Genomic DNA, 22,549 nt, shown 5'->3' on the forward strand with positions numbered 1-22,549 from the left:
TAATGCAGATTATTTGTTTCAATCTGTTAACTCGCTACTTATTTTTTCAGCAACTTAGACTCACTAAACACCAAGTCATTATCAATCAAACTATCCTGGCAACAATTTTTTGTGAGTTTGAATTCCCATCAAAATACCAAAAGAAGCCATCAACGTTACCATCGAGGTACCACCGTAACTGACTAACGGCAGCGGTAAACCAACCACTGGTAAAACCCCGGTAACCATACCGATATTAACAAATACGTAAACAAAAAAAGTTAATGTTATTGCGCCCGCCAGTAATCGAGTAAAAGTATCCTGCGCTTTGACTGCAATAAAAAATCCTCTGCCGATAATCGCTAAATAAACAGCCAAGAGCATGACAATACCCAAGAAGCCAAACTCTTCACCAAGTACTGCAAAAATAAAATCGGTGTTACGTTCAGGTAAAAATTCAAGTTGCGATTGAGTACCTTCCAGCCAGCCTTTACCTCTTAAACCACCTGAGCCAATTGCGATTTGTGACTGAATGATATGATAGCCACTGCCTAAAGGGTCCTTTTCCGGGTCAAGATAAGTAAACACTCGCTGCTTTTGATAGTCCTGCATCACAAAAAACCAGTGAATGGGTGCATAAATAAGTGCAAGAGCCGCGAGACTACCTATCCAGCGCCAGGAAATTCCTGCCAGAAAAATAACGAATACTCCCGAACTGGCAATTAAGATCGAAGTCCCTAAATCTGGTTGAATCATTATTAACAATGTCGGTACAGCAATGAGAACTGCCGCAACTAAAAGCTCTTTCACATTGGGTGGCAGCGCTCTTTCGCTAAAATACCAGGCTAACATCATGGGCACTGCCAACTTCATGATTTCTGACGGCTGAAATCGGATCACGCCAAATTCCAACCAGCGTTGCGCCCCTTTACCTTTATCACCAACAAAAATAACTGCAACCAACAATAATACGCCGGCAGCAAAAATAAACGGCGTCCACTTTTGGTATACCCGAGGCGGAATCCAGGCAAGAAAAATCATTGCGACAAAAGCGATAGCAAGGCGCACGACTTGCCGATTAAGTTGTGCCTGGCTTTCACCAGAAGCACTATAAAGCACGATTAACCCAAACCCTATCAATACCAGCAAACCAGCTAACAAAGGTAAGTCGAGGTGCAGTTGTTGCGGCAAACTTTTACCACGACGATCGGAGTTATCGTAATCAATCAACGCCATTAAAATTTCTCTTCAGATGCCATTTTCGCAGCCATTCTGTCCGATTTTTTATTATTAAAATACTCATCTAATAATTGACGCGCTATCGGCGCGGCTTCACTGCCACCGTGACCGGCATTCTCAACCACAATGGCAACCGCGATCTCCGGTTTATCATAAGGCGCGTAACCAACGTATACTGCATTATCCCGCAGCCGCTTTGCGACTTTATTAGCATCATATTTTTCTTCGGCTTGCGTGACTAATTGAACTGTGCCCGTTTTCCCGGCGGACTGATATTGAGAATCTTTAAATGCTGTTTTTGCAGTTCCGCGGGGAAACTGGGTTACTCTGCGCATAGCCCGTTGCACCACACTCAAATTCGCAGCATTAGAAAAGTCGGCTTGTTTTTCGGAGGGCTCAGGGATGACCTTAACCCACTCGTTTTCAACTTGATACTCATTCACAAGATTCAGTTGATAACGAGTTCCGCCAATACCTAACTGCCCAATCGCATTGGCCAACTGAAGCGGTGTTGCTATCCAGTAGCCTTGACCAATACCTGTGATTACAGTTTCTCCAGGAAACCAGGGGATCTTACGCGTATCTCTTTTCCATTGTCGCGACGGCATAATCCCTGGAACTTCTTCTCCCATATCGATCCCGGTATATTGACCAAATCCGAAGTCCAACATATTCTTGGATAATGTATCGATCCCCATTCGGTAAGCCAGATCATAAAAGTAGGGGTCGCAAGATTCGATAATCGCCATATTCAAATCAACTTTAAGACCATGTCCACGACGATTCCAGTCTCGATAAACCCGCTCTTCTTCATTGGGGATAACCCAGTAGCCAGGGTCTGCGACTGTGCTTTGCGGCGTGATTAATCCTTTTTCCAGACCAATCCAGCCAATGTGCGGTTTAATCGTCGAGCCGGGAGAATAGAGTCCGCGTAATGCGCGATTAAACAAAGGGCGGTCTTCAGAGTTCATTAGTTTCTTGAAGTTTGCCGTCGAAATTCCGGTAACAAACTCATTAGGATCGTATCCGGGATTACTGACTAACGCTAAGACCTCACCATTTCTTGGATCAATGGCGACAACAGAACCTCGATCAACCCCCATTGCCGCCGCAGCCACTTTTTGTAGCCGAATATCGAGTGAAAGTCTAAGATTTCTTCCGGGTACCGGTGGCTTTTCAAACAAAGGTTTTCCAATGACACGCCCCTGAACATCAATCTCTACTCTTCTGAAACCAATCGTGCCGTGTAGTTGATCTTCATAAAACTTTTCCAGACCGACCTTACCAATATGCCGCGTGGCCTTATAGTTAGCCTGATCAATTTGCCCTAACTCTCTATCATTAATTCTGCCAACATAACCCAAAGCATGAACCAGCTCTGCGCCAAAAGGATAAAATCTCACTAGCCTTGCTTCTATTCTCACACCAGGAAATTTAAAACGATCAACTGAAAACCTGGCAACTTCCTGTTCGCTCAATCGAGACTTAATCGCAATGCTTTTAAATCGTCGCTGACCGCGCAGATCCTTTAAAAACTTCTTTTTGTGCTTTTCTTCAATCAGACCTGTTGACAACAATCTGGTCAGCGTTGCCTCCAGATCATCAACCTGCTCAGGGATAATTTCAAGGGAATAGATTGAGCGGTTTTCCGCTAGCAAAATACCATTGCGATCATAAATCAGGCCGCGTTTAGGTGGTAACGGCTGAATGCTGATGCGGTTGTCATTCGAGCGAGTTTGATAGTCCTCGTACTTCACAACTTGTAAATGCCAACTGCGTATCAATAGCGCACAGAGCATAACCACCACCACAGCAAAAGCAATAATGCTCCTGCTGATCAGTAGTTTTCTTTCTTGATAGTGATCTTTAAAAGAATGGCCGTTGCTATAGCGAGTACTGGATTTCAACATCTTAGCCCAGTTCCACTACTCACGATGGTAAGGATGGTTAACAGTGACCGTCCAGGCTCTGTAAATAGCTTCGGCAAGAACAACACGAACCAATGGATGCGGCAATGTTAACCCAGAAAGAGACCATCGCTCTTTAGCTAATGACAAACACTTTGGCGACAGACCATCGGGACCACCAACCAGAAGAGAAACATTGCCTCCCTTGTGTTGCCAGTCAGTTATTCGCTGAGACAATTGTTGAGTACTCCAGTTTTTACCTTTAACGTCCAGCGCAACCACCCAATCGGATTTATCAACCACCTTTAAAATCTGTTCGCCTTCCTTTTCCATCCACTGGGTTGCCACTGAATTTCTTGTTCTTTTGGCCGCAGCAATTTCAATAAGTTCCAAACTACAATCACGTGGCAGTCGCTGAGCGTAATTGGTGTACGCCTTAATCACCCAATCGGGCATTTTTGTTCCCACCGCGATTAACTTTATTTTCATTGATTTGCTTACCTTATCCACCAGGTTAACCGTCAACCAGGTAACCTGAAAATGTTAGCAATGTTCGAATTATAAACAACTCGAAAAAGCCAATTACTCCCAAAGCTTTTCTAACTGGTAATAATCTCGAGTTTGAGGGAGCATAACGTGGACGATGACATCAGCAGAATCAACCAAAACCCACTCTGCAGCATCCTCTCCTTCAACGCCAATAGGTGGAATATTTTTATCTTTTAGCTCTTTAATCAAAAGTGTCGCGATCGATTTCACATGACGATTTGAAGTACCGCTACAAATCACCATAAAATCCGCGATAGTCGATTTATCTCCAATATCCAGGACTTTGATATCCCGGGCTTTGATTTCTTCCAACTGCTCAACAATAAAGTCTCTTAGTTCTGTGCTTTGCATTAACTCTTTTCACTCATATATAAATGATTTTGACAAATGTATTCTATAACACTCTCAGGAAGCATTGAATCTAAGGTTAGTTTATTCCTGACCGATTGCTTGATTTGTGTCGAAGAATGGATTTTTTCTTTCATAATCTGGAAATAAGCGTTGCCGGCTTTCATGGTTGTCAGCGCATTAAAAGATTCAACTAATCGAAAGTCAGCGTCTTTTGTCGCTTGCTCAACCGCTTCGTTAGATATTCCCGGACGATTAAATATCAACAGGTGACATATTTGAGACAATTTTTGCCATTGATACCACTGTTGAATAGAAGCCACTGTATCAGCCCCCATAACCAGGACAAATTGTTTGTCGGGATAATCTTTTTTTAATGTGACAAGGGTATCCAACGTGTAAGATGCGCCTTCCCGATCAACTTCTCTTTGATCAATGATTATCTGCTTGAAGTTTTCCGTCGCCAATTCCAGCATTTCGACTCTTTGCTCAAACAAAGTGCTCGGTTTTCCCTTGAGCGCAGGCACGGCACAGGGAATTATGCGGATAGGCGTATCAGGCGCTAATGTTCGTAACCCGTCAATGATGGCTAAATGCCCATAATGGACAGGGTCGAAAGTCCCCCCATATAGAAATTCCAGACTCGATGATGTCGTCATAAACTAACCGGCACGTCCCCAAATTCTCTGACCACTAATCATCCAGAGACAAAGCTCTAATTCTTGCCAGATATTGCCGCTTTCTTGTCCTTTGATCATTCTGTCAAGGTAGGCCAAACGGGCAAGAAGCCGCTGCCAAACCGGCGCTGGAAGACGTTTTACCGCAGCAACGATTAATCTTTTTTTACTATCCCAAAGGAATGTTTTTGCCAATGCCTGCATCGCTGACTGACCATTGTACTCAGCCAATGCAGCCGTGTTGCACAATTCTACTTCTCTGGTTAAATTAACCAGAATGGAAATCGGTGCAACCGCTTCTTGCTCAAATTTATGTAGCATTCTTACTGCACGCTCACCTTTACCGGCCAAGGCTTCATCTAGACATAAAAACACAGAATAACGCGCATTATCAGAAATAATGTCAGAGAGTTGAGCAACAGAAATGACTTCATCAGGATATAACAAGTGAAGTTTATCTAACATTTGACTGGCCGCGAGCAAATTGCCTTCAGTTTGCTCAGCCAACATTTGGCCCGCATCAGCCGCAAGCCTTACTCCTATCCGTTGCATTCGACCTTTCAGCCATTGAGGAAATTCATGGGGTTTCGGGGGCCATAGTTCTTGAAAACGGGCATTGGCTGACAGAGACTTAAACCATTTGGCGCTCTTCTGACGTTTTTCCATTTTTGGTAAACGAATCAGGAGCAGGTTTTCCTGACTCGCGCTCTGAGCGAGTTCAACGAGCGCTTGTTGTGCTTCTTTGTTAGGCGCTTTGGTGAATCGAATATCGGTGAGTTTTATTTCGGAGAACAAGCTTAAACTAGAGCTATTCGCGAGCAAATCCTTCCAGCTAAACTTATCCAAAACATCGACAATTTCTCTTTGCTCAACGCCTTTTGCTCTCACTTCAGACACAATTTCATCGCACGCTTCCATCTGAAGTAACGGTTCGTCAGAGCTGACTATATTGACCGGCGAGAATTGCGTCATCAGTTTGCTTGAGGACTACTTATATTTAAGCGACTAGTATTTAAGTTATTAGTGTTTGAGCTGCCTGTATTCGAACCATTTTTTCTGGCCAGCGTTTCAATTTGTCGTACCAGCTGACTGGATAGCATGGTCAACAAAGCTTGCCGTGTTTCTCGTCTTTGCGTCTCACTGCCAACGGTGTTGCGATAATCTTGATAATAGCTCTGATTGGCAGTAATCGACCTGATGGGTAGTAACCCATTGTCAGTTTCATTTGCCTCAGACACTTTATCGTTCAATTCGCGACCTTTTGAATCGGATAGGTTGATCAATCGATAATCCAATTTTGCCATCATGACAAACTCGTTGGCGCGACCAGTTTCGTCACGGCTAACACCCTGTTGAGAATAGCTGAGCTCGATCAACTCAATTTGCCAATCCGACTGAAGAGAACTGGATACAACTTTCGCTCCTGAGGCGCTTAAACGTTGGTTTAAACGCTTTTCAAACTCCCCGTATGGTGTTTGCGAAATCACCGATAGCCTGGTTCCGTTTAAACTGGCACCATCGGTACCTCTTAAATGAAAACCGCAGCCAGAAATCCCGACAATCATCAGCGCGACTAGCAGGATTTTGCTGAACCTTTTTTCCATAAAATTCATTTCTAAATATTGATTAATTCGCAACGATATTCACCAATCTGCCTGGAACAACAACGACTTTTCTCACGGTTTTTCCTTCAACAAATTTAGCGACGTTTTCATTTTCCATCGCTAATGACTCAATCTCATCTTTCGACGCGTCAGCCGCAACACTAACCTTACCGCGAACCTTACCATTAACCTGTAAGATAATCAGAATCTCATCTTTAACCAACGCGGCTTCATCAACTTGCGGCCAGGCTTGGTCAACAATCAGCGTTTCCTTACCAGAAGCTTGCCACAATGCCTGCGCCATATGAGGTGCAACCGGCGATAATAATATAATGGCGTTATCTAATGCGTGCTTAACCACTGCTTTGTCCATTTCATTTTGGTCATCCGCGTCAAACTTCGAAATCGCATTGGTCAATTCCATGATTGCTGCTATTGCAGTATTAAACGCGTGACGTCGCCCGTAATCGTCACTGACCTTAGCAATCGTCTCATGGGTTTTGCTGTAAAGCTTTTTCTGTTTGCCAGAAAGCGTTTTTAGATCAACAGGCTTAACATCCACTAAAGCGTAATCAACATAAAGTTTCCATAACCGTTTGATAAATTTGTGTGCTCCGTGAACACCGTCCTCCCGCCATTCCAGTGACTGTTCAGGTGGCGAGGCAAACATGGTGTACAGTCTGGCTGTATCAGCGCCATACTCGTTAATTATTGCCTGTGGATCAACGCCATTATTTTTTGATTTAGACATCTTTTCCATGCCGGCTAAGATGACTGATTCGCCCGTCGATTTCAAAGTGCCACTAATCACTTTGCCTTTGCTGTCTTTAACCACTTCAACGTCTTCCGAGGAATGATAGTGCTTAGTACCTTTTTCATCGCGCGTTAAAAAGGTATCAGATAGCACCATTCCCTGAGTTAACAAATGTGTGGCTGGCTCATCAGATTCAACTAACCCTTGGTCACGCATCAATTTGTGGAAAAATCTAAAGTACAACAAATGCATTGTTGCGTGTTCGATACCACCAATATATTGGTCAACCGGAAGCCAGTAATTCGCCTCATCGCTGTCTAGCATAGCATCATGGCTTTCAGGGCAAGTGTAGCGAGCGTAATACCAGCTGGATTCCATGAAGGTATCAAATGTGTCGGTTTCTCGTTTGCCTTTAACGCCATCAATCACAACATCTTGAAAAGAAGGGTTGTTGACCAATGGAGAATTAGCACCATCCAATTTAAGCTCTGTCGGCAGCTCAACCGGAAAATCTATAGCTGTTACCATTTCACCGGTTTCTAGCTTTACCATTGGAATTGGCGCGCCCCAGAATCGTTGGCGTGAAACGCCCCAATCCCTCATGCGGTAATTGACCTGTTTTTGGCCTAAACCACGCTCAGTTAGCCAGGCAGCAATATTATCAAATGCTTCTTCAGATGACTGGCCATCAAACTCACCTGAATTCACCAGAATGCCTTTTTCGGTAAAAGCTTCTTTACCGAGATCGCATTCCAGTTCGCTACCGGCGATTGGCTCAATAACCTGTAAAATTTCAATATTGTACTTGTGGGCAAATTCCCAATCACGTTGATCGTGACCCGGCACAGCCATTACTGCGCCTGACCCATAATCCATTAATACAAAGTTCGCGACCCAGATATCAACCAGGTTGCCGGTCACAGGATGAACCGCTTTAATGCCGGTCGCCATCCCTTTCTTTTCCATTGTGGCGATATCAGCTTCTGCAGTTGTCGAGCGGTTACATTCGGCGATAAACTCCGCCAATTCAGGGTTATTTTTAGCCGCAGCTTCGGCAATTGGGTGTTTGGCTGCGACTCCCAGGTAGGTCACGCCCATCAAGGTGTCAGGTCGAGTGGTATAAATCGAAACAGACTCTCCTGATTCGCCGTCAGCAAGCTTAAAGGTCATCTCAACGCCTTCAGAACGGCCAATCCAATTGCGCTGTTGAGTTTTGACGCTATCGGGCCACCCTTGCAGATCATCAATGCTTTTTAATAATTCTTCAGCATATTCAGTAATTCGAATAAACCACTGATCAATTTCTTTCTTTTCTACTGGCGTGTCACAACGCCAACAACAGCCGTCATGCACCTGCTCATTGGCCAAAACCGTCTCGTCGTTTGGACACCAGTTAACCGCTGAAGTCTTTTTGTAAGCCAGATCTTTTTCGATCAACTTAGTGAAAAACCATTGTTCCCACTTATAGTAATCAGGTTTGCAAGTGGTTACTTCCCGCTCCCAATCATAGGCAAACCCTAAGGATTTCAATTGCTTCTTCATGTAAGCAATATTTTCTTCGGTCCATTGACCGGGTTGTGCTTTATTTTTAATTGCTGCATTTTCTGCCGGCAGACCAAAAGCGTCCCAACCCATTGGTTGTAAAACATTTTTGCCCTGCATCCGCTGATAACGTGCGATCACATCACCAATGGTGTAATTTCGCACATGTCCCATATGGAGCCGTCCACTTGGATATGGCAGCATAGACAAGCAGTAGAATTTCTCTTTGCTGGTATCTTTAACGGCTTTAAAAACTTTATTCTCATCCCAGATTTTCTGGACTGACTGCTCGACTTCGCGAGGGCTGTATTCTTGCTGCATATTAAAAAAATTTCTCAGAAATATAACTGGCCAATTAACTCTACAGGTTAACCACCATAAAATTAGCTGATCTTCGGTGAAAATTTAAAGAATATCGTCAAATTGACAGATTATCGTTAATTTTGCAGAACATCGTTAGTTGGCGCAATTTTAACGACTTTCAGGGAATAGCAAAAGGAAAAAGGCGCAGATATTCGATTTAAAGTCTATTATTTTCGAAATAGCTGCGACCAGGGAAATGGCAACAATCTTAGTAACAATCGACATTGTTTAATTTAAGGGTATTGAACACCGCTAATTTGGGTAAAAACCACGGGCCGAAACCAAAAGGTTACGGCCAGATTTTTCTACTCTTCTGCCTTAGGTTCTTTCTCGCCACTTTCGTTTACTTTACTTTTTTTATCCTTGGTGTTGACTAACCTGGTTTCAGATAAATCTTGCCAACTCCACCCCAACCACTTAATCAGTGAGAAGCTCAGCCAGGTAGCCCACAACAACATCAGACCCTTGTATACCCAGATAGGCAGAGTGTAGACGGTCACTTCGCCAAAACCAATATCTCCCTGGTCTAGAAACCATAGCAATGAATTTTTATAAGATCCGTTGCCAACAACGCCCATATCAGGAGTTTGCAGTAGTCCATAAGGCACCGCAGCGATTAAAACCAGCACCGCTGTAATCGTTGACAGTAAGATTAGCCAACCGGACAACAGCGGCTGCTTATCTGAAACAGCCTTATTCTCTCGGCGCCAACTTCCGGCTAATAGCCAAATTGATACCCATGCCATCGCGGGCCAGGAAAAAGTACTCATTCCCAATCCAAGAATTAGCCATTGCCAATAACTTAATGGAGAAAACGATAAACGACTCAACCCAATTGCCAGTAATATAAAGAAGATGAGCTCTCCCCAGTAAATCACCGCTGGACCATAGCCAGGACCATCAGCAGCAATCAACCAACGACTTGACGGTAAGTTAACTCGAGTTGATAAGTTCGTGAATTCTCGATTAACCACGGCACCGGCAAGGTTGAGTTTAAAGTCGACCTCTTGCGGTGCTTCAAGCTTAAGTTGCAATTGGTGCTTACCCGGCTTTAATCCTACCGATACCACTCCATCTACTTCTCCAAGGTTAATCTGCTTGCCATCGTGGGTTAGTTGTTTAAGCTCAGCCTTGCCGATATGCAGCAAAAACTGTTCTGCTCGCGTTGAACGATAATCAATATTCAAGTCGGTGGTCGTCTTACGCTTACTCACACTGTAATTCTGAGTGACCTTGGTAATCGCCAGAGAGGCGCCTTTAGATGCAGAAGGCTTGTGAATAGAAAAGGAAAGTTTTTCTCCCGCTCTTGGAAAGTATTGATAAACCCAAAAATCATCATTAGCCGAGTTATAAGGCCTCACCGCGGGTAAACCATTGAGCTGAATATTCCAGTTTGGATAAACGAGAATTTCCCACGATTCACTCATTGAACGATTATTGCTAGCGACCAACTCAAATTCACTCACACCAGATTTAGATTCAGCCAATTGAGTTTTATTAGCCTTTTCGCTCGTCACCACACTCGAAATCCAGCTCACCGAATGTCGTTTGTTTGGCAATACCACCTGCATTTCACCGTTTTTAATGTTATCGGTCATTTGCAACGGTTGTTCATATTTCAGCAACGGAATGTTAGTGGTGAGTGTTCCTTGTTTAGGCGCCACTCGATTAACTCGGGTGGTTAATTTCCATTGACTACCGAAACTAAAACTTCGCGTCACAAAAAATAAATCTGCTATTGATTGCTCCATCGCTTCCTGTGAATTCACAGTATCTTTATTCAGCTCGTTTTTAGCGCTTTGCACTACACGAGTTAACTGTAAACTATTGCTGACCAGACGCTGCAAATTAACACCTGACACTTCCCACCCTTTAACTTGATGCTCAAGTGTTTTTGGTTTTTCAGGAAAACGGATGGTTAAATCAGATTTGTCTTTAAGCTGAGTTTTCAGGACAACCTCAGAATTTCCCTTTGGTAATTGGATCCAGCTACCTGATTTGTTTCGCCAGATATTTTTAACGGGTCGTTGATTAATGAAAATCTCACTGATTCGCCAATCCGTCGATTCTGGTAACAATCCTGCGACATTCGAACCGCTTTGATATTGAAGAATTAGTTCGGCGTTTTCCTCATTAATATTCAGATCGGCTCGCGATATCAACACACAGTCCGGCTGACATTCAGGTGCAGGATAAAGACGGGCTTGAAGTTCCTGCAACAACTTATCACTGGGATAGTTATTGGCGAACACCGATTGAGTTGAAGCGCCGCCAAACAGGGCAATCGCCCCAATTAAAAACACCAGGCTAGAAACCGGCGAACCGGAAGCGTTATTTTTTTGATTGTCATCTGCTTCAGAGTTTCGATTAAATAAACTCGACCATCTATTTTTAATCGTATTATTTCGACTAAAAATCACAAGCAGCCAAATCACAGAAAATATTATCAGGGCAACCCGCCACACTCTGACCCAATTTTCAGACAAGATGATCAGGTCGACTTTTTCACTTCCAGCGACCGGCCCATTCCAGCCGTAACCTGCCTTTTGCCAGTTCCACCCAGGCCTCCCTTTTCCTGCCTGAATAACCGCCCCTTGTTCGTAAGTCGTATCAAGCTCATCGCGTCTTAGCCTTGACCCTGTTACCTCTATTTTTTGTTGTTCCCTCAGCTTTGGTTTAGCAGCAGAGGGAGCTCTTCGCATAAGTTTTTCTTCAGCAAGCTGTGCTACCGGTGACGAAGCTAAATAATTGTCAGAATAAGAAGAGCCTAGTGACTTGTTCATTTCCAGTTGCGGGTATAATGTATAACGAATTTGATCCGCTAAAAATGGCAACAAAGTTAACACTAATATCACCACCGAGCCCCACTTATAAATATTGAGCGCTTTTGATAATTTTTCGCTGGTGACTTTAATTGCTAAACTCATTGCCACCATCAAGTTAAACCAGCCGAATACCGGCATATTAGACTCATGATATCCCAACACCAATGTCACAGCCGCTACAGCACCGGCAATCACACCAAAGACTTTAAACACCAGCGCAACTGTCACTAAAACGAAAAAAATATCGATAAGTTTCCATCGGTTGACCCAATCACCGTAAGCAGAGTCGGTTCCGGAAATATTGATCAATTTTCTGCCCGGCGGAATATTCAGGACGACTTTCGTTGTAGCAAAATCGATATCCCAACCAGAAGCGTGAGACATGTCTTCAGATTGCACTTCACCGCCTGCGCGAATATCTAAAACTGGAGTGCGTATTTCTGCGCCCGTTCGCTGCTTATCATCTAAGGTAATTAATCGTTCATTGCCGTGGTTACTCAGTTGAGTTAATCGGTAATTTTCTAAAGTATTGACTCGCCAGTCTTTAGATTTGCTTCCCTTGATCGAGTCGAAAAAATAATAGGTCTGATTGTCAAAACTAAGCCACATTTGTCTGTCGAGTGATAAGCTATCACCATTGTGAGATAGCCCACGCTGTCGCTCATTAATGGTGAATTTATCACCTTGATTAACGACATAATGAGGTAAGTTTTGCCATTCGCTCATCAAACCCTGTTCAGCATCAATCGGTGACACATCAACAATCTGGGTTGAACGAAGTCGCTCATTACTTTGGTAAACCCAAAGTTCCTGTGCAGGCCAGTGCTTACCTGTTTCGGTAAATATCAATTGCTGGGGAAAATCGTGTATTTTAAATTCGAGTTGAATGGAGTGCCTGCCCGGTTTTAATTGAACCCACAAATCCCCCTGGCTATCAATTCTGGTATTTAGCGCGGACTGAATCGCCATTAGCTGGTAATGTTCAGGATTAAATCGAGTTAGCAATTCTTCTCGGGCACGCCCTGAAATCTCCAACTGTATAGCTAAAGTCATGCGCATAGGGTGAGCGTCGGTAATCAGTCGATTGACTCTCAACTTTAAAAAATCTTGTTGCTTGATGGCTGCCTTTTTAACACTACCTAACCAGACTTTACCTTTTTCTCTAAGTATAAATGCCTGCTTTTTTTCATTAACGGAGACATCAAGTAGCGAAACTTCATCCGGAACCCGCAATGACTCAGGCCGCTTAAGCCAGGAAATATTTCCACTGACAACATACGCCCCTTTGTCCAGTAGTAAGTATGGAAGTCCCTTTTTCTCGATAACCGTTAAGTCTTTCTTGTTGACAGTGACTCTCTGCGGCCAAAAGTTCTGCTCTCCTGGTAACGGTATGAAAGTTTCATCGAGCACTTCCCAGCGTTGCGTAAAGCTCGCACCGGAATCATTAGCATCAATTAATAGTTGGCCAGGCCAGGCACACAGGTGATTTTTTTTATTACCAACTTTTGTGCCATTCAAATTTGGACAGCCCCGGTAGCTTTGCTGGTACTGAACCCAGTCTTTCCAATCGGCCAGATCAGAAGGAATTTCTTTAGCAGTAATTTGGTTTGCAGCAGACTGACTTGCAAACGAAACGATAGACAGAAGAAGAATCATAGCGGTGATACGTATCAACATGCCCGATGTCCTTTAATTATGTTCGTTATTGAATGGACTTTATCTCACAAATAACAACCAGATAAAAAAGGCAATCAACTAGTTGATTAATATAAGACAAAGCGTTGAGAATAATAACACTTTAGCCACAAGCTCTGTTCAAATTAACGCCAATTAGTGTAAATGGGGGTTAGTCGAATCGGTTTTGGCAAAACTGATGGCGGGAGGAATTTATTAAAATTGGTTATTGTTTTTTGATAACGGCTTTAGTGAAATTGGCGAGACCATCCAAACAACCGTTCCAGCCGATAGTGTGACTTTCTTTAATCGCGTTGGTTGCGATCTGTTCGTGTATCACAATGACTTCTGTAGACTGTACCAAAGGCTTAAAATGCACTGTTACGCGCTCCGCCTTAGCTTTGCTCTCACTATGCTCTAGCCCGTCAGAATGTACTGTTTCGTTACTCGTTTCACTACTTGCTTCACTATTATTTTTTTTATTATTCGAGCGCTCGTCAGCAATACACCAGGTGTAAACCAGCTTGTGTGGCCGTTCAATCGTCTCGAATTGTCCATAAATCCACAACAGATTGCCATCATCCATCTGGTTGGCGATCCGATAGTTACCACCAACTTTAAGATCCACTTCCGCATCTGGGCACTCGACATTTTCTGGCCCCCACCACTGTGTGAGTAATTCAGGTTGAGTCCAGGCATCAAATAAACGCTCAGCAGAAGCAGGGATAATCCGCCGAACAATCAAATTGAGCCTTTGCTCATGAACAACTCTAGCTTCACTCATCGTCGCTTTCCCTGGCGACAAACTGCGCCAGCTTATCGAGCTTCTCATTCCAGAACTCACGGTAATCTGTCAGCCAATGTTCTACGTTCTGCAAAACCTCAGGTTGGAGCTGACAATAGTGGACTCGACCAGACTTTTTACAGCTTACCAACTTCGCTTTTTCCAGAACTTTAAGATGTTTAGATGCCGCGGGCAACGACATATCAAAAGGCTCCGCTAATTCACTAATTGATGCAGGACCTTTTACCAGACGCGCCAATTGCGCTCGTCGCGTCCGATCAGACAGCGCCTTGAACAACCGATCAAGAGCGTCATCATTGTATGGTATCGATTTGGAGTAATTCACTTTCATAAAATTATTGTTAACCAGTTGGTTTAGTATTGCAATCAAAAATTGCTTGTTTTAATATAAAACTTAACCATTTGGTTTACTTTTAATTCTCAAATGCTATGGAGAGACAACGATATGGCAATTCACCAGGAAGTCGTATTCGACACTAATACTAAAACCCTTTACGAAATACTCACAAATTCTCAACAGTTTACTAATTTTTCGGGTGCACCAGCAGAAATAGGCACTAGTCCGGGTGAAAGTTTTACCGCTTTTGGCGGGATGATTACCGGTCAAACGATAGAATCTTTGCCTGGAAAAAGGTTGGTTCAAGCGTGGCGCGCCGGAAATTGGGGGGATGGGGTTTATTCGATAGTGAAATTTGACCTGGAGCCACTAAATGACGTTCAAACCAAACTTGTTTTTGATCACACAGGCTATCCAGAAACTCACAAGGAGCATCTGGAACAAGGATGGCATGAGAGATATTGGGCGCCCATCAAAAACTACATAAAAGAGTGAGCAATATAACTCAAAAACAGGGATGTAAGCTGACTTTATCGACTTAATAAGCGCCAAAAAACTCTGGCGGCAGACGCTAATACCAGTCAATTAACTCAAGCTGATTTTCGCCTTCGGCTAAGTTCATTTTGATGATCTGATTATTTTTTGCAACGGTAATCAATCGAGGTATGCCTGCTGCTGCAAACTTTTTGTAAACCGAACGGTCAGGATCCGCCGCTAACGGAACATTAATACCATGCTCATCTCGCCACGCCTTCACCGTTTCAATAGACTCTTCTCGGGCAATTGCGATAACTTCAATTGTATCATCCTTTAAAATTTCCGATTGATTCAAAGCCTTTAATGCCCTGTTTGAATCTGAACACCAGGTCGCAAAAAGAACGACTAGTTTTCTTTTATCGGGGTTACCTAGATCAACAGTAATTCCGTTAACGTCTGTTATTTGATCAAGCGGTAATTTCTCACCAGAAACAACGAACTCTTCGTAAGCAACTTTTTCAGTAGCATCGGTTAAAGTTTCAGTCGTCTGGCAGGCAGATAAAACGACAATACTAAATGTGATAAAAAATAATTTAAGCGTCAACATTCGAGTTCCCTAAAGTTTTAGCGATTGGTTTTTATTCGTGCCAGATTAGCAATTGCGATCTGGCAAAGATTACCGCGCCACAGTATAGATAAAAATGACGCGATAAAATACCAGCAAGATGAAAAACTACGACAAAAAATTGAAGTTGCGTGACTTTAAAACTCAGCCAACTCAATTAACGACTGTCAAGCGAAACGCTGTAAGAACTGTTTAAAAGCAGGATTATTTGTCTCTTCCTTAAAACTATAATTTAGTGCTTTCAAGTGCCTGAAAAAATTCAATTGCTCTTCTTCCGGCACATCAAAACCAGCTAATACCTGCCCAATCGCTGAACCATGGTTACGATAATGGAACAAAGTAATGTTCCAATCACCACCAAGCGTATCTAGAAACTTCTCCAACGCGCCGGGATACTCAGGAAACTCAAACTGAAATAACCTTTCTTGTAACTTGACCGGGCTCTGCCCTCCTACCATATAGCGAATATGTAACTTAGCTAATTCGTTATCTGTAAAATCTTCCACAGTGTAATGCTCTGACAGATCCGATACTAACTTAGTTAAATCACTCTCTCCATGGGTAAGTTTGACACCAACAAAAATATTAGCCTGCTTGTGATCGCCGTACCGATAATTGAATTCAGTGATCACTCTACCGCCGACGATTTGGCAAAACTTTTTAAAACTACCTTTTTCTTCAGGAATGGTTACCGATAACACCGCTTCCTTTTTCTCGGCAAGTTCGCATCTTTCAGACACGTATCTGAGTGTATGAAAATTCATGTTAGCGCCGCTAAGAATACAAACAATTTTTTCATTGCCGACACTTGATTGCGAATAACGAATACAACCCGCTAATGACACTGCTCCCGCAGGTTCAGCAATGACTCTTGTATGTTCAAATATTTCCTTAATTGCACCGCAAATTTCATCATTGCTCACGGTAAAAATCTGATCACAAAAGGCACGAATTAACGGGAAGTTTTCACTGCCTATTCTTTTAACCGCAACGCCATCTGCGAACAATCCAACCTGTGGCAAGTCTACAGGTTTACCAGCAGCCACTGCAGCACTCAAACACGCAGAATCTTCAGCTTCAACACCGATGATTTTTATAGAAGGTTTTAATTGTTTCAAATAAGTGGCAATGCCCGCCAATAATCCCCCGCCACCAACAGGAACAATTACCACGTCAGCATCAGGTAGTTGTTGAAGTATTTCTTTGCCAACAGTTCCTTGACCGGCAATCACATCTTTATCATCAAACGGTGGAATAAAAACTCGATTTTCATCTTTAGCTAACTGAATTGCGGCGCTATTCGATTCGTTAAAACTGGTACCAATCAACTTGACCTGAGCTCCCAAACGGCGAACACTTTGCACTTTTATTTCAGGAGTTGTTATTGGCATCACAATAGTTGCCTCTATCCCTAACTTTTGCGCCGATAAAGCAACACCTTGAGCATGATTACCAGCCGACGCCGCGACCACACCGCGTGCTTTTCTTTCTTCGTTCAGGTTTGCCAATCTGTTGTAGGCCCCTCGCAACTTAAAAGAATGCACCGGTTGTTGATCTTCCCGTTTCAAATAAATTTGATTATTTCGTTCTTTCGACAAACGAGAAAGGTAAGTCAACTCAGTTTCTTTGGCGACATCATAAACCGGCGCCAATAAGATTCTGCGCAAATAATCTAGTCCTGTATCTTGTTGTGAAACCGTTGCTGTTTGCATTGATGATGCTTCCTTAAACCTGCTCAAGCGTTACCAATCAATTGATTGAGCAAAAACTATTTTAATTGACTTAAATCGCGAACCGCTCCCAGATCAGCACTCGTTGCCAACATCGCATAGGCTTTCAATGCTGCTGAAACTTTTCTGGCTCGTTCAATTTTCGGTTGCCACCCTTGTTGATCACGTACAACTTTACGTTGAGCGAGAACTTCATCAGTTACTTTTAATTCGATTTTTCGTGAAGGAATATCAATCTCGATCAAATCGCCTTCTTCAACTAAACCGATGACGCCATGACTTGCTGCTTCAGGTGAAACATGACCAATCGATAATCCTGACGTCCCGCCTGAGAAACGTCCGTCGGTAATCAAAGCGCATTTTTCCCCGAGTCCTTTTCCTTTTAAATAACTGGTCGGATACAACATTTCTTGCATACCCGGACCACCTTTAGGGCCTTCATAACGGATAACAACAACATCGCCCGGATTAATCTGGTCTCCGACAATAGCGTCAACGGCCGCGTCCTGGCTCTCAAATACTCTTGCGGGGCCTTCAAAAGTTAAGCAGCTGTCGGCCACGCCTGCGGTCTTGACGATACAGCCGTTTTCCGCCAGGTTTCCTTTCAATATCGCCAAGCCACCGTCTTTGCGGTACGCATTTTCAAATGACCGAATACAGCCATTGCTTCGATCATCGTCCAAAGTGTCATAGCGACAAGATTGTCCCATGGCTTTCGTTGTTCGAATACCTGCGGGTCCAGCTCGAAAAAAATCTTTAACTGATTTGTCTTCGGTGGTTTTCACATCCCACTTAGCTAATGTATCCGACAGTGTGCCTTCGGCAACATGCAGACAATCCATATGCAATAGATTTGCTCTTGCCAGTTCGCCAAGGATACCGGCAACGCCACCTGCTCGGTGCACATCTTCCATATGATATTGATTACCGGATGGAGCCACTTTACATAAGTGGGGAACCTCTCGAGACAAACGATCAATGTCGCTCATATCAAAATCAACCCCAGCCTCTTGCGCAGCTGCAAGTAAATGGAGAACGGTATTAGTTGACCCGCCCATGGCAATATCCAGTACCATCGCATTTTCAAAAGCTGCTTTGTTTGCAATTGATCGAGGCAACACAGAATCATCATTTTGCTGATAATATTTTTGGCAAAGCTCAACAATTTTTCGCCCTGCTGTTTCAAACAATGAACGACGGTCGGCATGAGTAGCAAGCATGCTTCCATTTCCTGGTAACGCCAGTCCCAATGCTTCAGTCAAACAGTTCATCGAATTCGCGGTAAACATGCCCGAGCAAGAACCACAAGTTGGACAAGCTGATTCTTCAACTTCCTTAACTTGTTCATCAGAAGTATCGTCATTGACAGCTTGTACCATTGCATCGACCAAATCGAGTTTGATAATTTGATCAGACAAGGATGTTTTGCCTGCTTCCATTGGGCCGCCAGATACAAAAATCACTGGAATATTAAGACGCAAAGCAGCCATCAACATTCCCGGGGTAATTTTGTCACAGTTGGAAATACATACCATCGCGTCGGCACAATGCGCATTAACCATATACTCAACTGAATCAGCGATCAGATCTCTGGAAGGCAAACTATAGAGCATTCCATCATGACCCATCGCGATCCCGTCATCGATTGCAATGGTATTAAACTCTTTAGCCACACCGCCGGCTTGTTTGATTTGTTCTGCAACTAACTCGCCGATAGGTGCTAAATGCACATGACCAGGAACAAATTGAGTATAGGAGTTGACTACCGCAATAATCGGTTTACCAAAGTCAGACTCTTTCATACCGGTTGCGCGCCACAATGCACGCGCACCGGCCATTCTTCTACCTTGAGTACTGGTCGCCGAACGTAACTTAGGCATGTGCAACCTCAGCAAGTTTTTGAGTATTATTTTCGGTTTGATTAACCGGCTCTAACCATCCCCATTCGTCGGTAGTCGAACCGTCAAATAAACCAAAGAAAGCATTTTGCAATGACTCGGTTATCGGTCCGCGCTTGCCGTTACCAACATGAATTTGATCAACGCTTCTTACAGGAACAATTTCCGCTGCTGTACCAGTCATAAATATTTCGTCAGCAAGGTACAATGCTTCACGCGCGATTAATTCTTCGCGAACTTCGTACCCATGTTGTTTCGCAAACTGGATAACAGTATCGCGAGTAATGCCCGGCAATATACAGCCCGATAGTGGCGGCGTGTAGATAACATTATTTCTGATAACGAACAGATTTTCTCCCGCCCCCTCGCTGATCATGCCATTAACGTCCATTGCGATACCTTCATGATACCCATGGCGTTTTGCTTCCATAGAAATTAACTGCGAACTCAGATAGTTTCCACCAGCTTTGGCACCTGCAGGCATGGTGTTAGGTGCTAGTCGATTCCAAGATGAAACACAAACATCAACACCGTTTGCTAAACCATCTTCACCCAGATAAGCTCCCCACTCAAATGCAGCAACAGCAACTTCAACCGGAACTCTTGGCGGAGTAAGCCCCAAACCAACATTGCCGTAAAAAGCAATCGGTCTTAAATAAGCGCTACTCAATCCGTTTAGAGATACTGCCTGTTTACAAGCCTGACTGATTTCCTCATGTTCAAAGGGAATGTCCATGCGATAGATTTTGGCCGAATCAAATAAGCGTTGTACATGATCAGTAAGGCGAAAAACTTGAGGACCATCTGGCGTATCGTAAACTCTGACACCTTCAAAGACAGAAGAGCCATAGTGGATAGCGTGAGTTAATACATGTACCTGAGCCTGATGCCAGGGAACCATTTTGCCGTTAAACCAAATCAATTCGGGAGTGCTGCTCGCCATTAGTTAATCCTCAATTTTTACAACTTAAAATAAAACTTACTACTTACCTATGAAATATGTGCTCTTGCTGCCTGTGCCTGCTCGACATAAACCTGGTTAATGTCGACAAGTTTCATCAGTTGGTTTTCTAACAAATGAATCGGCCGTTTACTTTTAACACTAACCTGAATATCCAACGCCTGATCTTGCGGTAGAATATTCATTGAAATTCTATCGACTTTAAATCCTCTAAACCTCACAACTCTGAGCAACTGCTCTAAGGTAGTCGGTTGATTATTGGCTTTAATTTTTATTAAGTGTTGTTGCATTTCCTATCCCTCCAGCATCGCTTGATTTGCTGTGTTTGGCGGCACTAACGGCCATACGTTTTGGTCTTCATTTATTCTGACATGTAACAGGTAAGCCTTTTTTGAATTAAGCATTTTTTCGAGTGCTCCCGCTACCTGCTTTGGTTCTGTAATTGTTTCTGCTTCGATATCAAAAGCGCTTGCTAATCGCACAAAATCGGGGTTGTCTGAAAGATCAGTTTCGCTAAATCGTTGATCAAAAAATAACGATTGCCACTGTCTGACCATGCCGAGTTTAGTGTTATCAATCAGTAAAATTTTAAGCGGTAAGCCAAAGCGTTTTATAGTTCCCATTTCCTGTACGTTCATCATGAATGAGCCATCACCGCTAACCGCAATGACACAATCATTCGGACGTGATAATTGAGCGCCGATTGCTGCAGGTAAACCAAAACCCATAGTGCCCAGCGCACCACTAGTTAACAAATTTTTAGGCTCGCCAAAACTCATATGCTGCGCAACCCACATTTGGTGTTGGCCCACATCAGTCGTCACAACTGCATCGCTCGGCATCATTTGGCTTAATTGGTTTAGCATTGAGGTTGGATCAATATCACCAGTCGAATTATCACGATTGTCCAAATACTTAAAACCGAAATCACGAGACATTTCCTGGCAGTGATTTCGCCATGCTTCAATATCTAACAAGTTACTATCTAACGCGTTTAATAGTTTTGGTAGACTATGTTTAAAATCACCAAGAACCGTTACGTCTGCGCTGCGTAATTTGTTCACCTCTGCCTTATCCACGTCCAGGTGTATTACCTTGGCGTGTGGCGCAAACTCCGCCAATTTACCGGTTACCCGGTCATCAAATCGCGCGCCAACTGCCATTAATAAATCACACTCCTGAACAGCCAGGTTGGAAGCTTTTGTTCCGTGCATCCCTATCATTCCAAGGTAAGCACTGTCATTCGGATCCGCCGCACCTAAACCTTTTAATGTCGATACACTTGGCATCCCTGTTTTATTGGCGAACATTCTTAGCTCACTAACGGCATTTCCCAACGAAACTCCGCCCCCGACATAAAGCATTGGTTTTTTTGCTTGATGCAACAAACTCACTGCACCTTGTATTGATTCATCATTAGCTTTTCCAAGATCATTAGTTCCCACCAACATCGGTTTCGAAGTCACTTGCGCCAATTGAATATCTTTTGGAATATCGACGATTACTGCACCTGGGCGACCACTGGAAGCAATTTCAAATGCTTTGTGCAATGTCGACTCTAGCTCTTCTACGTCAGTCACCTGAAACGCATGCTTAGTCACCGCTAATGATAATCCTAATACATCAATTTCCTGGAAAGCATCGGTTCCCATTAAATGCGAAGTCACTTGCCCGGTGATTGCGACAACGGGTACAGAATCCGCCGTAGCATCTGCCAGACCAGTGATTAAATTTGTTACACCGGGACCGGAAGTCGCAAAACAAACACCAACTTTACCGCTCGCTTTTGAATAACCTAAAGCTGAAAATGCAGCGCCTTGTTCGTGACGGCACAGGTAGTGCTTCACCTCACTGTCAACCAACGCATCGTACAACGGCATAATGGCACCGCCTGGATAACCGAAAACAGTGTCAACACCATGGCGGGTAAGCACTTCCAAAGTCAGCTTGGATCCATTCATCGACAGAGCTTCCTTTTAGCAAGTAGTAGTGTTTTAACCTTGTTTGATTTGCGCATTTTTTTCTCTTTAAAAAATATTTATCCCTGATAACAAAAAACCCCCGGTTCTTTCGAAGCGGGGGTTTTTGAATCTAGTGTTTGTTTTTAATCAGACAATAGCTTCCCCCCGCGGGAAATAATAATCACCACGACGAGAATGAGAATGTTGTTTAATATTGACTGAGTGTTTCGCATTTTTAATTTCTGATTAATTTTCTAATTTAAATTCTGTCTTATTTAGTCTTGATTGATAAAT

At 43.4% G+C, this 22,549-nt stretch carries 18 protein-coding genes; 1 reads left to right on the forward strand and 17 read right to left on the reverse strand.

Annotated elements, in window-relative coordinates:
* Nucleotides 1-90: 90 nt before the first annotated feature.
* The 11 genes from rodA to FLL46_RS20020 all read right to left on the reverse strand — a co-directional run bounded on the left by rodA (nt 91) and on the right by FLL46_RS20020 (nt 14,597).
* Complete coding sequence (gene rodA / locus FLL46_RS19970; protein WP_142933121.1) at nt 91-1,215, reverse strand: rod shape-determining protein RodA; 1,125 nt, start codon at nt 1,213-1,215, stop codon at nt 91-93.
* Nucleotides 1,215-3,128 carry a penicillin-binding protein 2 gene (gene mrdA / locus FLL46_RS19975; RefSeq protein ID WP_142933122.1) on the reverse strand — a complete coding sequence of 638 codons (1,914 nt, stop codon included), beginning with the start codon at nt 3,126-3,128 and terminating at the stop codon, nt 1,215-1,217. The genes rodA and mrdA overlap by 1 nt, the downstream gene beginning before the upstream one ends.
* Before the next feature lie 15 nt (nt 3,129-3,143).
* Complete coding sequence (gene rlmH / locus FLL46_RS19980; RefSeq protein ID WP_142933123.1) at nt 3,144-3,614, reverse strand: 23S rRNA (pseudouridine(1915)-N(3))-methyltransferase RlmH; 471 nt, start codon at nt 3,612-3,614, stop codon at nt 3,144-3,146.
* Between the two features lie 93 nt (nt 3,615-3,707).
* Nucleotides 3,708-4,025, reverse strand: coding sequence for a ribosome silencing factor (gene rsfS / locus FLL46_RS19985; RefSeq protein WP_142933124.1), 318 nt, complete (start codon nt 4,023-4,025; stop codon nt 3,708-3,710).
* Nucleotides 4,025-4,681, reverse strand: coding sequence for a nicotinate-nucleotide adenylyltransferase (gene nadD / locus FLL46_RS19990; RefSeq protein WP_142933125.1), 657 nt, complete (start codon nt 4,679-4,681; stop codon nt 4,025-4,027). The genes rsfS and nadD overlap by 1 nt, the downstream gene beginning before the upstream one ends.
* A gap of 3 nt (nt 4,682-4,684) precedes the next feature.
* Nucleotides 4,685-5,671 carry a DNA polymerase III subunit delta gene (holA, locus tag FLL46_RS19995; protein WP_142933126.1) on the reverse strand — a complete coding sequence of 329 codons (987 nt, stop codon included), beginning with the start codon at nt 5,669-5,671 and terminating at the stop codon, nt 4,685-4,687.
* Nucleotides 5,671-6,303, reverse strand: a complete 633-nt coding sequence (locus FLL46_RS20000) for an LPS-assembly lipoprotein LptE (protein ID WP_168204257.1) — start codon at nt 6,301-6,303, stop codon at nt 5,671-5,673. The genes holA and FLL46_RS20000 overlap by 1 nt, the downstream gene beginning before the upstream one ends.
* Before the next feature lie 22 nt (nt 6,304-6,325).
* Nucleotides 6,326-8,920: a leucine--tRNA ligase gene (leuS, locus tag FLL46_RS20005; protein ID WP_142933128.1), complete on the reverse strand. Its 2,595-nt coding sequence runs from the start codon at nt 8,918-8,920 to the stop codon at nt 6,326-6,328.
* A 347-nt stretch (nt 8,921-9,267) separates the two neighbouring features.
* Nucleotides 9,268-13,464 carry a hypothetical protein gene (locus FLL46_RS20010; RefSeq protein ID WP_142933129.1) on the reverse strand — a complete coding sequence of 1,399 codons (4,197 nt, stop codon included), beginning with the start codon at nt 13,462-13,464 and terminating at the stop codon, nt 9,268-9,270.
* 223 nt (nt 13,465-13,687) lie between these two features.
* Nucleotides 13,688-14,245, reverse strand: coding sequence for an SRPBCC family protein (locus FLL46_RS20015; RefSeq protein WP_168204258.1), 558 nt, complete (start codon nt 14,243-14,245; stop codon nt 13,688-13,690).
* Nucleotides 14,238-14,597, reverse strand: coding sequence for an ArsR/SmtB family transcription factor (locus tag FLL46_RS20020; RefSeq protein WP_142933131.1), 360 nt, complete (start codon nt 14,595-14,597; stop codon nt 14,238-14,240). Before FLL46_RS20020 ends, FLL46_RS20015 begins: the two co-directional genes overlap by 8 nt.
* 114 nt (nt 14,598-14,711) lie before the next feature.
* Between FLL46_RS20020 and FLL46_RS20025 the strand changes: the two genes are divergently transcribed.
* Nucleotides 14,712-15,098, forward strand: coding sequence for an SRPBCC domain-containing protein (locus FLL46_RS20025; protein WP_142933132.1), 387 nt, complete (start codon nt 14,712-14,714; stop codon nt 15,096-15,098).
* A 76-nt stretch (nt 15,099-15,174) separates the two neighbouring features.
* Here the strand turns inward: FLL46_RS20025 and FLL46_RS20030 are convergent, their stop codons facing one another.
* From FLL46_RS20030 to ilvG, 6 genes are all read right to left on the reverse strand, one after another.
* Nucleotides 15,175-15,687, reverse strand: coding sequence for a TlpA family protein disulfide reductase (locus FLL46_RS20030; RefSeq protein ID WP_142933133.1), 513 nt, complete (start codon nt 15,685-15,687; stop codon nt 15,175-15,177).
* 185 nt (nt 15,688-15,872) lie between these two features.
* Nucleotides 15,873-17,417 carry a threonine ammonia-lyase, biosynthetic gene (gene ilvA / locus FLL46_RS20035; protein WP_142933134.1) on the reverse strand — a complete coding sequence of 515 codons (1,545 nt, stop codon included), beginning with the start codon at nt 17,415-17,417 and terminating at the stop codon, nt 15,873-15,875.
* Nucleotides 17,418-17,473: 56 nt separating this feature from the next.
* Nucleotides 17,474-19,315: a dihydroxy-acid dehydratase gene (gene ilvD, locus FLL46_RS20040; RefSeq protein ID WP_142933135.1), complete on the reverse strand. Its 1,842-nt coding sequence runs from the start codon at nt 19,313-19,315 to the stop codon at nt 17,474-17,476.
* On the reverse strand, nt 19,308-20,276 hold the full coding sequence (locus tag FLL46_RS20045; protein ID WP_142933136.1) for a branched-chain amino acid transaminase: 969 nt from the start codon (nt 20,274-20,276) through the stop codon (nt 19,308-19,310). The genes ilvD and FLL46_RS20045 overlap by 8 nt, the downstream gene beginning before the upstream one ends.
* Before the next feature lie 47 nt (nt 20,277-20,323).
* Nucleotides 20,324-20,584: an acetolactate synthase 2 small subunit gene (gene ilvM / locus FLL46_RS20050; protein ID WP_142933137.1), complete on the reverse strand. Its 261-nt coding sequence runs from the start codon at nt 20,582-20,584 to the stop codon at nt 20,324-20,326.
* A 3-nt stretch (nt 20,585-20,587) separates the two neighbouring features.
* Nucleotides 20,588-22,255, reverse strand: a complete 1,668-nt coding sequence (gene ilvG, locus FLL46_RS20055) for an acetolactate synthase 2 catalytic subunit (protein WP_142933138.1) — start codon at nt 22,253-22,255, stop codon at nt 20,588-20,590.
* Nucleotides 22,256-22,549: the final 294 nt, after the last annotated feature.

Source organism: Aliikangiella coralliicola (assembly GCF_007004725.1).
Taxonomy (GTDB): domain Bacteria; phylum Pseudomonadota; class Gammaproteobacteria; order Enterobacterales; family Kangiellaceae; genus Aliikangiella; species Aliikangiella coralliicola.